Below are 12,917 nucleotides of genomic sequence, written 5' to 3' on the forward strand. Positions count from 1 at the left end.
CTGGCCCTGATGGCCCCGGCCCCTGACGGCTCGTCCGCCGGCCTGACCATGCTGCTGCTCCAGATCGGCGCGATCGGCCTGGTGTTCTTCTTCCTGATCCTCCGCCCCCAGCAGCAGGCGCGGAAGAAGCACGAGGAGCTGCTCAAGAACCTCAAGAAGGGCGATGAGGTCGTGACCGTCGGCGGGTTGATGGGCAAGGTGAAGGACATCAAGGAAGACCGGGTGACCATCGAGTCCGGCACCGCCGCCGTGGTCGTGGACCGGGCCCGTATCGTCAAGGTGGGGGACCAGGCGGCGCAGGGAGTCGCGGGATGAGCCTGCTCGACCTCCACCTGCTGGGATCGCCGGTGCTCCGCGAGGCGAGCAAGCCGGTCCCCGTGGTGGATGATGCCGTCCGGCGCTTCATCGCCGATCTGTGGGAGACCATGTACGCCGCCAAGGGCGTCGGCCTCGCCGCCAACCAGGTGGGCGTCGCCACCCGCATCGCCGTGGTCGACGCCGAGGACCGGCGCCTGGTGCTGGTGAACCCGCGCATCGTCGAGGCGTCGGGCAAGGAGACCGGCGAGGAAGGGTGCCTCTCCGTGCCCGATCTCTACGCCGACGTGACCCGCCCCGACCGGGTGGTGCTGGAGGCGCTCGACGAGCAGGGCCAGCCGTACCGGGCGGATCTCACCGGCCTGGCGGCCCGAGCGGTGCAGCACGAGATCGACCATCTCGACGGCATCCTCTTCCTCGACCACCTGAGCATCCTCAAGCGGAAGCGGCTGCTGGCCCGCTGGCGGAAGGAACACGCCGACGACATCGGCCACACCCGCCCGGTGCGCGCCGCTCCCGCCGGCTCCAGCTGATGCGCGTCGCCTTCTTCGGCACCCCGGCATTCGCGGTCCCGTCCCTGCGGGCGCTGCTCGAGGAAGGCTTCGACGTGCAGCTGGTGATCTCGCAGCCCGACCGGCCGCAGGGCCGCTCGCGCAGCCAGCTGGTCCCACCCGAGGTCAAGCGCGTGGCGCTCGAGGAGGGCCTCCCGGTGCTGCAGCCGGAGCGGCCGGTCGGCGCCTTCGCGGAGGCGCTCCGCGCGGCGGCGCCCGACCTCGGCGTGGTGGTGGCCTACGGCCACATCCTCCGCCCCGAGATCCTCGCCATCCCGCCCCTCGGCATGATCAACGTGCACGCCTCGCTGCTCCCCGCGCTCCGCGGCGCGGCCCCCATCCAGTGGGCCATCCTCCAGGGCCTGGAGACCACCGGGGTGAGCGTCATGCAGATGGAGGCCGGGCTCGACAGCGGGCCGGTGTTCCACCGCATCGAAACCGAGGTGGCCGCCGACGAGACCGGTGGCGAGCTCGCCGAGCGGCTGGCCGAGCTGGGCGCCGCCGCGCTCATCGAGGCACTGACCATGATCGACGGGGGCGCCGCGCAGGCCGTGCCGCAGGAGCACGCGCGCGCCACCCTGGCCCCCAAGATCGGCCGCGCCGTGACCCGCCTCGACTGGAACGCCGACGCCGCCACCCTCGCGCGCGCCGTGCGCGCCTTCGACCCGGAGCCGGGCGCCTGGGCCGAACTGGAGGGGCAGGAGGTCAAGCTCTTCGGCGGCCGCGTGGCCAATGCCGGCGGGCCGCCGGGCACGGTGCTGGACGCCGGCGCCACCCTGCAGGTGGCGGCCCAGGTGGGCGCGCTCGAGGTTACCGAGGTCAAGCCGTCGGGCAAGAAGCGCATGCCGGTCGAGGCGTGGGTCCGCGGCCGGGGGGTGGCCGTCGGCCAGCGCTTCACATGATCGCCCTGCCCCGCCTCCACGCCGTCACCGACGCCCGCACCCTGGCCCTCCCCGACCTCGCGGCCCGCGCCGCCAGCCTCGCCGCGGCCGCCGGGCCGGCGCTTGCCCTCCACGCCCGTGATCGCGCCCTCCCCGCCCGCGACCTGCTGCAGCGCGCCGCCCTCCTCGGCGACGTGGCCCACGGCGCCGGCGCCGCCCTGGTGCTGAACGCCCGGGCCGACCTCGCCCTCGCCGCGGGGGCCACCGGGCTCCAGCTCGGCCAGGGTGACCTCTCGCCCCGCGAAGCGCGCACGGTCCTCGGGCCCACCTGGGGCGGGAAGATTGGCGTCTCGGTGCACAGCATCGCCGAGGCCGCGGCCGCCACCGACGCCGGCGCCGACTGGCTCCTGCTCGGCAGCATCTTCCCGACGGTGTCGCACCCAGACCGGGGAGCCCTCGGCCTCGCGGCCCTCGCCGCGATCGCCCGCGGACCCTGCCCGGTGATTGCCATCGGCGGGATCACCCCGGCCCGCGCGGCGGCGGTGCACCAGGCCGGCGCCTTCGGCGTCGCGGCCATCACCGCGCTGTGGGATGCCGCGGATCCGGCCGCGGCCGCCACCGCGATGCTCGCCCCATGGCGGGAGGCGGCGTGAGCAGCCTCCAGCTCACCGTCAATGGTGACGCCCGCGCCGTCCCCGGTCCCGCCACGGTCCGCACCCTGCTGGCGCACCTGGGACTCGATCCGCGCATGGTGGTGGTCGAGGTGAACCGCGAGATCATCCGGCGCGCGCGCCACGACGAGGTCGCGCTGCACGCGGGCGACACGATCGAGCTGGTGCACTTCGTGGGCGGGGGCTAGGCGCCGGCCGTGGCACCGCGCGCACTCGCGACGGGCCCGCGCGCGTTCCCGGGCTCAACCTACACCGCAGGGCATGGAGTCATGAGATGAGCACGGCCCGTTCGAGCACCCACGGCCTCACCGATCCGCCGCTCGTCATCGGCGGCCGGACCCTCGGCTCGCGCCTCCTGGTGGGCACCGGCAAGTACCGCAGCAACGCCGAAATGGTACAGGCCATCGAGGCCTCGGGCGCCGACGTCGTCACCGTCGCGGTGCGGCGGGTCGACCTGGACCGGACCCGCGAGGAAGGGATGCTGTACCACCTCGACCCGAAGCGGTACTTCCTGCTGGCCAACACCGCCGGCTGCTACTCCGCCGAGGAGGCCATCCGCTATGCCCGCCTGGCCCGCGAGGCCGGGTTCAACGAGTTCGTCAAGCTCGAGGTCATCGGCGACCGCGAGACCCTCCTCCCCGACACCGACGGCCTGTTGCTGGCCACCCGGACCCTGGTGCAGGAGGGCTTCCAGGTCATGGCCTACACCAACGACGACCTCATCATGGCCCTGCGCCTGGAAGACGCCGGCGCCGCGGCGGTGATGCCGCTGGCCTCACCGATCGGCAGCGGGCTCGGGCTGCTCAACCCCTACAGCATCCGCACCATCAAGAAGCGGCTGAAGGTCCCCGTGCTGGTCGATGCCGGCGTCGGTACCGCCTCGGATGCCTGCGTGACCATGGAACAGGGCGTGGACGGGATCCTGATGAACACCGCGATCGCCGAGGCAACCCATGCCGTCGCCATGGCGGCGGCGATGAAGCACGCCGTCGAGGCCGGGCGGCTGGCCTACCTGGCCGGCCGGATGCCGCGCCGCGAGGTGGCCGTGCCCTCGAGCCCGACCTCGGGGATGGCGGGGTGACCCACCGCGATCCCGCCGGACTTCCCGCCCGGCGGGCGGCCTGGACCATCCTCCGCGCGGTGGACGACGGCGTGCCGTTCGACCAGGCGCTGGACCGCGGCCTCGAGCCCCTCGCGGACGCCGACCGTCGGCTGGCGCACGAGCTCGCCGCGGGCGTGCTCCGGCGCCGTACCGACCTCGATGCCCGGCTGCAGCCGCTGGTCCACCGGGGCTGGGCCTCCGTCCCCGCCGACCTGCGCGACGTGCTCCGCCTGGGAGCCTACCAGCTCACCGCCCTCGACCGTGTCCCGCTGCACGCCGCGGTCTCCACCACCGTGGACCTGGCCCGCGCCGTCCTGGGCGAGAAGGCGGCGAAGTTTGCCAACGCGATCCTCCGCGGGGTGGGCGGCCGCGCCGCGCCCCCGTCCGACGACGCCGACCCCGCCGTCCGGCTGGCGAGCGTGCACTCGCACCCGGTGTGGCTGGTCCGCCGCTGGCTGGCGCGCTTCGGGGACGCAGAGACCGAGGCGCTGCTCGCGTGGGACAACCAGCGCCCGCCGCTCACGCTGCAGCCGGCGCGCGCCACGCTCGACGACCTGCAGCGCGCGCTCTGGTCGGGCGGCGTGGGCGCCCGGCGCGCCCCCTGCGACGCCGGCCTGGTGGTGGAAGGGGTGCGGCCGGCGGAGCTGCCGGGCTTCACCGACGGGGGCTTCATGGTGCAGGACGCCGCCCAGGCCCTGGTGGCACGGTTCGTCGCCTGCCCCGCCGGCGCCACGGTCTACGACGCCTGCGCCGCGCCCGGCGGCAAGACCATCGCGGTGGCCCACCAGGCCGGCCGGGTGCTGGCCGGGGAGCTGCGCCTGGCGCGCGCCCGGCGGCTGGCGGAGAACCTGGCCCGGGCCGGGAGTGGGCGGGAATTCGTGGTGGTGGCATCGGCAGCCGCGCCACCCTGCCGCCCGGTGGATGTGGTCCTCCTCGACGCGCCCTGCCTGGGCACCGGCACCCTGGCCCGGCACCCCGACGCCCGGTGGCGGGTAGGTCCGGACGCCCTCGAACGGCTGGCCCGGGAACAGGAGCGGCTGCTCGAGTCGGTGGCAGCCGTCGTCCGGCCCGGCGGGTGGTTAGTTTACGCCTCGTGTTCGCTCGAACCCGAGGAAAACGAGGAGCAGGTGCACCGGTTCCTGAGCCGCCATCCCGACTTCCACCGTGATCCGGCCCCCATGCCGGACGGGCTCCTGACTCCCTCCGGGGACCTCCAGCTGCTGCCCCAGCGGCACGGCACCGACGGCGCCTTCGCGGCCCGCCTGCGGAAGCGGGCCTGATGCAGTTCCGCCGGCCCTCGGGCGCGCAGCCCGCCAAGGGGTACTTCCAGACCATCGCCGGCCAGCGGCTGCGCCGGCAGGCGCTGGTGGTGGTCGCGGCCTTCCTGCTCGGCTACCTGGTGACGATGTTCACCCTGTTTCCGGCCCCGCTGTGGTCGCGGGAGCACATGGTCCCCACGGTCATGGACGTCGGGGTGACCGCGGCCCGTGCCACCCTGGAAAAGCAGGGCTTCCGGCCCCGGATCGAGGATCAGCAGACCGATCCGTCCGCGCCCCGCGGCACCGTGATCTGGCAGGATCCACCCCCCGGGGTAGTGCTCCCGCCCAATGCGCCGGTGTCGCTCACGCTGAGCGAAGGGCCGCCCGACGTCCCCGTGCCGGACGTTGCGGGCTTCCCCCGCGCGCTGGCCGAACGGGTGCTCAAGGCGGCCGGCTTCATCGTCGGCACCCTGGATACCCTGCCCGCCGCCGGCGAGGCGGGCATGGTGGTCCAGTCCCGGCCCGGCGCGGGCGTGGGTCGGCCGGCACGCACGCCGGTCGACCTTGTCATCAGCTCTGGCCCGGCCGAGCTTACCGTGCCCGGCGTCGTCGGGCTGGCCCTCGCGGAGGCGCGCGACCGGATCACCGGCACGGGACTCGTGGTGGGCCGGGTCGGCTACCGGATCGTCCCGGGCCAGCCGGAAGGGGTGGTGGTCGACCAGCGCCCCCCAGGCGGTACCCGGAGTCCGCGCGGCGGCGCCATGGAACTGATCGTGACGAGGAAGGGACCCTGATGAGCGTCCGGATTGCCCCGAGCCTCCTCTCCACCGACCTCGGCCGCCTGCGCGAGCAGGTCGAGGCGGCCCTCGCCGCCGGTGCCGAGTGGCTGCACGTCGACGTGATGGATGGCCGCTTCGTGCCGAACCTGACGTTCGGCGCCCCCCTCATCCGTGCGCTGCGCCGCTTCACCGACGCGCCGATCGACGTGCACCTGATGGTGGTGGAACCGGAGCGCTACATCACGGAATACGCCGACCTCGGCGCGAACGTGTTCACCTTCCATCCCGAGGCCACGGTGCATGTCCAGCGGCACCTGAGCGCCATCCGGGAGCGGGGCATGCTGGCCGGGCTTTCCCTCAATCCGTCGAGCCCGCTCGCGCTGGTGGAAGAGGTGGTGCCCGACCTCGACCTCCTGCTGATCATGAGCGTGAATCCCGGCTACGGGGGGCAATCGTACCTGCCGGGGGCCACCGACAAGATCCGCCGCGCCCGGGCCCTGCTCGATCGTGCCGGCTCCCGGGCGGTGCTCGAGGTGGACGGCGGCGTCACGGTCGAGACCATCGAGCCAGCCTGGCGGGCGGGCGCCGACACCTTCGTCGCGGGCACGGCTGTCTTCGGCCAGCCGGACATCGGCGCGGCCATCACGGCGCTCCGGCAGCGTTGCCGCGAAAGGGCCTAGCCGATGTCGAAGCAGTGGGTGCTGGTCCTCGCGGTGATCGGCGGGCTGGTGATCGGCAGCGCGCTGCTGGTCTGGTACGGGCCGGAGGTGCAGCCGGTGGCGGTCGGCGCCAAGGCGCCCGACTTCCGCGTGGTGGACCTCGCCACCGGCGACAGCGTCGGGCTGCGGCAGAAGTACCGGGGCCATGTGACCCTGGTGAACATCTGGGCCACCTGGTGCGGGCCCTGCCGCCAGGAGATGCCCGCCATGCAGCAGCTCTACGACTCGCTGGCGCCGCGCGGCTTCCGCATCGCCGCGGTGAGCATCGACCAGGAGGGCCCGGAGGTGGTGCGGGAGTTCGCCCGCGACCTCGGGCTCAGCTTCGACATCCTGCACGACCAGACCGGCACCATCCAGCAGGCCTACCAGACGACCGGCGTGCCGGAGAGCTTCCTGCTCGACAGCAACGGCGTCATCATGAAGCGGGTGATCGGGGCGCACGACTGGGTCTCGCCGGTCAACCGCGCGCTGATCCGCCGGCTGCTCGGGGACACGGCGGCCGCCGCGCCGGCCGCCGACACCCTCCCCGCCGCCCGGTGACCACCCCGGGCACGCTGCTCGCCATCGAGACGTCCTGCGACGAGACGTCCGCGGCCGTCCTGCGGCGCGGGGCCGCGGGGCCCGCGCTCGCGAGCTGCGTGATCCTGTCGCAGGACGTGCACCGGATCTTCGGCGGCGTGGTCCCCGAACTGGCCAGCCGTGCCCACCTCACCACCCTCGGGCCGGTGGTGGACCAGGCGCTCGCCGAGGCCGGCGTGAGCCTCGAGGAGGTCGACGCCATCGCGGTCACGGCCGGGCCCGGGCTGGTGGGCGCGCTGCTGGTGGGCGTGATGTACGGCAAGACGCTGGCGCGCCGGCTCGGCGTGCCCCTGCATGGCGTGCATCACCTCGAGGGGCACCTCTTCGCGCCCACCCTCGAGCACCCGGACCTGGCACCACCCTTCGCCGCGCTGCTGGTCAGCGGCGGGCACACCCTGCTCCTCGAGGTGCAGGAGTGGGGCCGCTACCGGCTCCACGGCACCACGCGCGACGATGCCGCCGGCGAGGCCTTCGACAAGGTGGGCACCCTGCTCGGGCTGGGCTACCCCGGGGGCCCCGCCCTCGAGCGGCTGGCCGCCACCGGCCGGCCCGGGCGGTACCGGTTTCCCCGCCCGATGCTCGATACCCTGGGCCACGAGGGGCCCGACCGGTACACCTTCTCGTTCAGCGGGCTCAAGACCGCGGTGCTCCGCGCGGTCCAGGCCAGCACTGACCTCGACGCCGACCGCGCCGACCTGGCGCGCGGGTTCCAGGACGCGCTGGTCGCGGTGCTGGTGGAGAAGGCCGCCATGCTGGTGGAACAGCGTGACCTCCCCGTCCTGGTGCTGGGGGGCGGCGTGGCGTGCAATACCGCCCTGCGCGACGCCGCCACCGCCCGCCTGGCCGGTGCCGCGCGGGTGGTGACCGCGTCCCACCGCCTCAACACCGACAACGCCGCGATGATCGGCGCCGCAGGGTGGCGCCGCCTCAGCCAGGGCGAGCGCCACGACGCCGACCTCGAGGCCCGGGCCGACCTCCCCTTCCCGGGCCTCCTCACCTCCCCCGAACCGCTGGGCAGCCCTCGATGAACATCTATCCCTTCATCGTCAAACTCGGTCCCGTCGAGCTCACCGGCTACGGGATCATGATGATGGTCGGTTTCCTGGTCGGCGGGTGGCTCATCGCCCTCGAACTCCGCCGCCGCGGCCTCTATGAGGAGTACGCCTCGGACATCACGGTGGCGGCGGTGGTTGGCGGCATCGTGGGGGCCAAGCTGTGGTACTGGGTGCTCAACGGCGGCAGCCTCTTTTCCCGCGGCGGGCTGGTCTGGTACGGCGGTTTCGTGGGCGGCTTCCTGGCGGTGATGCTCAACGGCTGGCGGCTCAAGGTGCCGATCCGCTGGACCTTTCACCTCTGCGCCCCGGCGCTCGCGGCCGCGTACGCCCTGGGCCGCATCGGCTGCTTCATCGTCAACGACGACTACGGCCGGCCCACCGACCTGCCGTGGGGAGTCAGGTTCCCGCAGGGCCTCCCCCCCTCCACCGCCCAGAACCTGCAGGAGCAGTTCGGCCTCACGCTGCCACCGGGCACCGATCCGGCGGCGGTCCTCGCCGTGCACCCCACCCAGCTGTACGAGGCCATCCTGATGCTGGCGGCGTTCGCGGTGCTGTGGCGGCTCCGGCTCCGGGCCCGCCCCGTCGGGTGGATCTTCGGCGTCTACCTCGTGTGTGCGGGCATCGAGCGCTTCATCATCGAGATCTTCCGCGCCAAGGACGACCGGCTCTTCGGCCCCCTCACCATCGCCCAGCTGGTGAGCATCGCGCTCTGCCTCGGAGGGGCGCTGATCCTCGGGACCTTCCGGAACGACGACGACCTCGCCCCTGGCCCGTACCTGCGGCAGACCCCGTCCTAGCGGCAGGAACTGCCACACCAGGAAATTTGTGCCGGAACTTCTTTCCAGTTCCGGCATTTTGTTCCGAGTCGGCATGTTCGGATATCTCACGTAAGTCATTTCAATTTAATGACATACGGATTTTGTGATATTTGGCACATGTCGTGCAAAGAAATGGTGCGTCGGCGCCAAGCGCCAACGAGAAAGTGATAGGCCGAAGAAGAGTGGGAGCGGACATCTCCGTTCGTTTCCGAACAAACTCAGGGGGCGGCCTATCACCTCCCCGACGCACCGGGCCAGCGGGGACGGTGCAGGAAAGTGGCAGGTCGAAGAAGAGTGGAGCGAACACTCTGTTCGTCTCCGTCCACAACTCAGGGGGCGACCTGCCACCCTACTCGCACAAACGCCTGCCACTCGGCAGGCGTTTGTCATTTCCCCCCGCCGCGCCGACGGCGCTACTCGACGCGCCGCGCCGAGCGGACCAGCAGCCCCCGGAGCCGTTCGACCTCCGACCGCAGTTCGGCGAGGTCGGCGTCCATCCGCTCCAGCGACCGCAGCATGTCCCCCTCGAGCTTGAGCGCCCGCTCCACTGGAATCGGTCCCTCGACGGGCAGGGCGGCCGCCGCCACCGTGGCGGCCGGCTCCGGCACCAGGTGCCCGGTGAGGCGGAGTCGCCGCGGCTCGAGCACGAAGGTCCAGAGCAGACCCGCGGTCAGCAGCAGGAGCAGCAATCCCTGCAGGGCGAGTGACTCCGCCGTCGGATACACCCCGAGGGCCGGGAAGCGCGGCGCCCAGGAGAGCACCGTGATCCCGACGACGTTGCCCTCCTGCAGCTCCGCGATGCCCTTCCCCGCGAACACGAACGCCATGTAGTAGAGGAACGCGCTGGTGACCGCGAAGAACGGCCGGAGCGGGATTCGCACCCCCCAGCGGTTAATGGCGTAGTACACCACCGCGAGCGCGATCGCGCCCAGCAGCATCCCCGCCAGCACCGGGAAGACCGAGCCCGCGCCGGCGAGGAACAGCGCCTTGTAGAACAGCACCGTCTCGAAGCCCTCGCGATACACCGCGAGGAAGGCCACCGAGGCCAGCGCCAGCGCCGAGCCGCTGGAGACGGCATCCTGCACCCGTCCCTTCACGAACCGGTTCCACTTGGCCACTTCCATCTTGGACAGCAGCCAGTAGCTCACGTAGAAGAGCATCGCGGTGGCGATCAGCATCACACCGCCTTCCAGCGCCTCCTGACGGGCCTGGCTCACCTGGAACATGGTCTCCAGGAGCGCCGCGGTCAGCAGGCTCGCGCCGAGGGCCGCGCCCACCCCGATGTGGATGTCCCGCCGGCGTTCCTGCGCGCCGGTCTTGACCAGGAAGGCCATCAGCGCGCCCACGACCAGGATCGCCTCGAGCCCCTCGCGCAGCAGCAGGATGAACGACTGGAAGAAGAGATTCAGGGGCGAGAGCCGGTCGGCGATGGTGCGCTCGGCGTTCTCGAGCTCGCCCAGCAGGCTGGCGTGGATGGTGCGCAGCTCGGGGAGCGTGGCCCCGCCGGCGGCCCGGGTGCGCAGGGTGGCGAACGCCGCCTCCAGCGCATCGGCCAGGTCCGCGTTCTTGGCCCGGACGCCGCGCTCCACCTTCTCGAAGGTCATGTAGGCATCGAACGCCGTGGCGCTGGCCCGCTCCGCCTCTCCGCGATCGGCCTGGACCAGGGCCGAATCGAGCTGCACCCGGACCGCCTGGAAGACCGGGCCGGCATCCTCGGCACCCTCACTGGAGGCGCCGTAGATGCGCACCGCGGCCACCCGCGTCCGGGTGTCGGGGGAGGCCGGGTCGGCGCCGGGCGCCACGGCGGCGGCGAGCGCCGAGTCGCTCAGGCGGGCGGTGGTGGGGAACTCGCGCAGCCCGGCCGGCACCTCGCCCCGCGCCGCCGGAAGGCGGAGGGCCGAGGCGTAGAGCGACACGGCCCAGCGTTCCTCGGTGGTCAGGCGGCTCTCGAAGGCCGGCATGGCCGTGCCCGCCACCCCGATGGTGACGCGGCGGTAGAAGTCGAGGGGAGTCCGGTCGGCGAGATTGCGGAAATCGGTGAGGTCGGAGGGGACCGGCGACAGCCCGGCGCTGGCCGCGCCATCGCCCCGCCCGACGGTGCCGTGGCAGGAGGCGCACTGGGCCTGGTACACCTCGGCGCCCCGGCTCAGCAGCGGCGCCCGCGCCGGCACTTCCTCGAGGCTCACGCCGAAGCGGCTGGCGAGGGTCTCGGCCAGCTGCCGGGCCCGCACCGCCACCGATTCCGGAGGCGCCACCCGCGCCACCATCGCCAGCAGCTGATCGAGCTCCGCGATGGCCGGCTTCGCCGCGACGGCGGGCATCAGCCCCGCCGTCCGCCGGGCCTCGGTCAGGAAGAGGGTCGCCTCCTCGACCTCCGCCGCGGCGATGATCCGGCCGCCCTCGACCCCGATGTCGTACTCCTGGGCGGCGAGCGCCGCCGTGGCCGCGATCCGCCTGACAGTTGGAGCCTGGTCGCCCTGGTCGGGAACGCCCGGGACGGCGGAGAGGAGGGTCGCCAGCAGGCTGACCGCAGAAATGAGAACCATTCTCAATCGCTGTTGAAGTCTGCGTACATTCTAGAGTACGTACATCGGAATTGCTAGAGGCGGGCCCCCGGGACCGCTAGCTTTGGCCCATGGCCTCCATCCCCGCCATCGACCCGGCCACCGGGCAGATCTTCGCCGACACGCCGGCGACCCCGCTTTTCGAGGTGACACTGGCCATGGCGCGCGCCCGCGAGGCGCAGCCGGCCTGGGCCGCCCGGCCCCTGGCTGAGCGCCTCCGGATCGTCGCGGGGTTCCAGTCGCTGCTCTTTGCCCGGCGACGGCCGCTGGCCGAGCTGATTACGCGCGAGAACGGCAAGCCGATCGCGGAAGCGCTGCTCACCGATGTCGCGGTCACGCTCGACCTGGCGCGATACTACCTGCAGCACAGCGAGCGCCTGCTCCGGCCGCGGCGGATCCGGCACGGCAACCTGGCCTTCCTGGGCAAGCGGGGCTGGGTGTACCACGAGCCGCTCGGCGTCATCGCCATCATCTCCCCATGGAACTATCCGCTGCTGCTCCCCTTCGGGGAACTGCTCCCGGCGCTGCTCGCCGGCAACGCCGTCGTGCTCAAGCCCAGCGAGTTCACGGTGCGCACCGCGCTCGCCGGCGTGGACCTGCTCCACGAGGCGGGGCTGCCGCCGGCGCTGTGCCAGGTGCTGGTTGGCGCGGGGGAGGTCGGCGCGGCGCTGGTGACGGCCGGTCCCGACAAGGTCTTCTTCACCGGGAGCGCCCGCACCGGGCAGAAGGTGGCCCTCGCCGCCGCGGAGCGGATGATCCCGGTGAGCCTCGAGCTTGGGGGCAGCGATCCCTGCGTGGTGCTCGCCGATGCCGACCTGGAGCGCGCCGTGAGCGGCGGGATCTGGGCGCGCTTCACCAACGGCGGGCAGACCTGTGTCGCGGCGAAGCGCCTGATCGTGGAGCGGCCCCTGTACGATCGGTTCGTGGAGCGGCTGGTGCAGCAGGTGGCTGGGCTCCGGGTCGGCCCCGGCGCCGAGCCCAATGTCGAGGTGGGCCCGCTCATCCGCGAAAGCCAGCTGCGCGAGGTGGAGCGCCAGCTGGCGGAGACGGTGGCGTGCGGGGCGCGGGTGCGCACCGGCGGACACCGGCTGCCGGCGGTGGGACCGACCTTCTTCCAGCCCACGGTGGTGACGGACCTCCCGCTCGACGCGCCGCTGTGGCGCGAGGAGGTCTTCGGCCCGGTGCTGCCGGTGGTGCCGGCCGCCGACGCGGAGGAGGCCATCCGCATCGCCAACGACACCGCCTACGGGCTCTCCGCCAGCATCTGGACCGGCGACCGGGCGCGGGGCGAGCGGCTGGCGCGCCGGATCGAGGCGGGGGCCGTGCTCGTGAACGACGCGACCTTCCACGTCGGCGCCGCCGAGGTGCCACACGGCGGGGAGAAGGCATCGGGTCTCGGGCGCACCCATGGGGAGTACGGCCTGTACGAGACCTGCCGGGTGCGGTTCGTGGGGAGCGACCGGCTGGACCTGATCCGGAAGCCGTGGTGGTTCGGCTACGAGGCGGAGAGCCTGGCGGAGCGGGATGCGTTCCTGCGGTTTGCCTTTGCGCCCGGCTGGTGGGAACGGATCAAGGCCATCCCCGGGGCACTGCGCCTGCTGCGGAACCGGCGGCCGATGTAGGG

General features: G+C 72.8%; 14 protein-coding genes. 13 read left to right on the plus strand and 1 reads right to left on the minus strand.

What is annotated here, in order from left to right; all coding sequences use genetic code 11:
• The first annotated feature begins 9 nt into the window (after window positions 1-9).
• The 12 genes from yajC to IPJ95_17270 all read left to right on the plus strand — a co-directional run bounded on the left by yajC (window position 10) and on the right by IPJ95_17270 (window position 8,708).
• A complete protein-coding gene (gene yajC, locus IPJ95_17215) occupies window positions 10-315 on the plus strand; it encodes a preprotein translocase subunit YajC (GenBank protein MBK7925341.1) in 306 nt (101 codons plus the stop codon).
• Window positions 312-848 (plus strand): peptide deformylase, encoded by a 537-nt coding sequence (gene def / locus IPJ95_17220; protein ID MBK7925342.1) that lies wholly within the window; start codon window positions 312-314, stop codon window positions 846-848. Before yajC ends, def begins: the two co-directional genes overlap by 4 nt.
• The gene (locus tag IPJ95_17225; GenBank protein MBK7925343.1) at window positions 848-1,768 is read left to right on the plus strand and encodes a methionyl-tRNA formyltransferase; all 921 of its coding nucleotides are present in this window, start codon (window positions 848-850) and stop codon (window positions 1,766-1,768) included. The genes def and IPJ95_17225 overlap by 1 nt, the downstream gene beginning before the upstream one ends.
• Complete coding sequence (locus IPJ95_17230) at window positions 1,765-2,400, plus strand: thiamine phosphate synthase (GenBank protein ID MBK7925344.1); 636 nt, start codon at window positions 1,765-1,767, stop codon at window positions 2,398-2,400. The genes IPJ95_17225 and IPJ95_17230 overlap by 4 nt, the downstream gene beginning before the upstream one ends.
• Complete coding sequence (gene thiS, locus IPJ95_17235; GenBank protein ID MBK7925345.1) at window positions 2,382-2,606, plus strand: sulfur carrier protein ThiS; 225 nt, start codon at window positions 2,382-2,384, stop codon at window positions 2,604-2,606. Before IPJ95_17230 ends, thiS begins: the two co-directional genes overlap by 19 nt.
• A gap of 86 nt (window positions 2,607-2,692) precedes the next feature.
• Window positions 2,693-3,499 (plus strand): thiazole synthase, encoded by an 807-nt coding sequence (locus IPJ95_17240; protein ID MBK7925346.1) that lies wholly within the window; start codon window positions 2,693-2,695, stop codon window positions 3,497-3,499.
• Entirely contained in the window at window positions 3,496-4,800 is a 1,305-nt protein-coding gene (gene rsmB, locus IPJ95_17245) for a 16S rRNA (cytosine(967)-C(5))-methyltransferase RsmB (GenBank protein ID MBK7925347.1), read from the plus strand. The genes IPJ95_17240 and rsmB overlap by 4 nt, the downstream gene beginning before the upstream one ends.
• Window positions 4,800-5,573 (plus strand): PASTA domain-containing protein, encoded by a 774-nt coding sequence (locus tag IPJ95_17250; GenBank protein MBK7925348.1) that lies wholly within the window; start codon window positions 4,800-4,802, stop codon window positions 5,571-5,573. Before rsmB ends, IPJ95_17250 begins: the two co-directional genes overlap by 1 nt.
• Complete coding sequence (gene rpe / locus IPJ95_17255; GenBank protein MBK7925349.1) at window positions 5,573-6,238, plus strand: ribulose-phosphate 3-epimerase; 666 nt, start codon at window positions 5,573-5,575, stop codon at window positions 6,236-6,238. Before IPJ95_17250 ends, rpe begins: the two co-directional genes overlap by 1 nt.
• A gap of 3 nt (window positions 6,239-6,241) precedes the next feature.
• Window positions 6,242-6,817 (plus strand): TlpA family protein disulfide reductase, encoded by a 576-nt coding sequence (locus IPJ95_17260; GenBank protein ID MBK7925350.1) that lies wholly within the window; start codon window positions 6,242-6,244, stop codon window positions 6,815-6,817.
• On the plus strand, window positions 6,814-7,884 hold the full coding sequence (gene tsaD / locus IPJ95_17265) for a tRNA (adenosine(37)-N6)-threonylcarbamoyltransferase complex transferase subunit TsaD (protein MBK7925351.1): 1,071 nt from the start codon (window positions 6,814-6,816) through the stop codon (window positions 7,882-7,884). Before IPJ95_17260 ends, tsaD begins: the two co-directional genes overlap by 4 nt.
• A complete protein-coding gene (locus tag IPJ95_17270; GenBank protein MBK7925352.1) occupies window positions 7,881-8,708 on the plus strand; it encodes a prolipoprotein diacylglyceryl transferase in 828 nt (275 codons plus the stop codon). Before tsaD ends, IPJ95_17270 begins: the two co-directional genes overlap by 4 nt.
• A gap of 434 nt (window positions 8,709-9,142) precedes the next feature.
• Here IPJ95_17270 and IPJ95_17275 read toward each other — a convergent pair whose 3' ends face one another.
• Complete coding sequence (locus IPJ95_17275) at window positions 9,143-11,275, minus strand: FTR1 family protein (GenBank protein ID MBK7925353.1); 2,133 nt, start codon at window positions 11,273-11,275, stop codon at window positions 9,143-9,145.
• Window positions 11,276-11,364: 89 nt separating this feature from the next.
• Between IPJ95_17275 and IPJ95_17280 the strand changes: the two genes are divergently transcribed.
• Window positions 11,365-12,915, plus strand: coding sequence for an aldehyde dehydrogenase family protein (locus tag IPJ95_17280; GenBank protein ID MBK7925354.1), 1,551 nt, complete (start codon window positions 11,365-11,367; stop codon window positions 12,913-12,915).
• Window positions 12,916-12,917: the final 2 nt, after the last annotated feature.

The organism is Gemmatimonadota bacterium (genome assembly GCA_016713785.1).
Taxonomy (GTDB): Bacteria; Gemmatimonadota; Gemmatimonadetes; order Gemmatimonadales; family GWC2-71-9; genus JADJOM01.

Coding starts and splice junctions, on each gene's coding strand:
- yajC (MBK7925341.1), top strand. CDS start 10: ATGGCCCCGGCCCCTGACGGCTCGTCCGCCGGCCTGACCATGCTGCTG.
- def (MBK7925342.1), top strand. CDS start 312: ATGAGCCTGCTCGACCTCCACCTGCTGGGATCGCCGGTGCTCCGCGAG.
- IPJ95_17225 (MBK7925343.1), top strand. CDS start 848: ATGCGCGTCGCCTTCTTCGGCACCCCGGCATTCGCGGTCCCGTCCCTG.
- IPJ95_17230 (MBK7925344.1), top strand. CDS start 1,765: ATGATCGCCCTGCCCCGCCTCCACGCCGTCACCGACGCCCGCACCCTG.
- thiS (MBK7925345.1), top strand. CDS start 2,382: ATGGCGGGAGGCGGCGTGAGCAGCCTCCAGCTCACCGTCAATGGTGAC.
- IPJ95_17240 (MBK7925346.1), top strand. CDS start 2,693: ATGAGCACGGCCCGTTCGAGCACCCACGGCCTCACCGATCCGCCGCTC.
- IPJ95_17250 (MBK7925348.1), top strand. CDS start 4,800: ATGCAGTTCCGCCGGCCCTCGGGCGCGCAGCCCGCCAAGGGGTACTTC.
- rpe (MBK7925349.1), top strand. CDS start 5,573: ATGAGCGTCCGGATTGCCCCGAGCCTCCTCTCCACCGACCTCGGCCGC.
- IPJ95_17260 (MBK7925350.1), top strand. CDS start 6,242: ATGTCGAAGCAGTGGGTGCTGGTCCTCGCGGTGATCGGCGGGCTGGTG.
- IPJ95_17270 (MBK7925352.1), top strand. CDS start 7,881: ATGAACATCTATCCCTTCATCGTCAAACTCGGTCCCGTCGAGCTCACC.
- IPJ95_17275 (MBK7925353.1), bottom strand. CDS start 11,275: ATGGTTCTCATTTCTGCGGTCAGCCTGCTGGCGACCCTCCTCTCCGCC.
- IPJ95_17280 (MBK7925354.1), top strand. CDS start 11,365: ATGGCCTCCATCCCCGCCATCGACCCGGCCACCGGGCAGATCTTCGCC.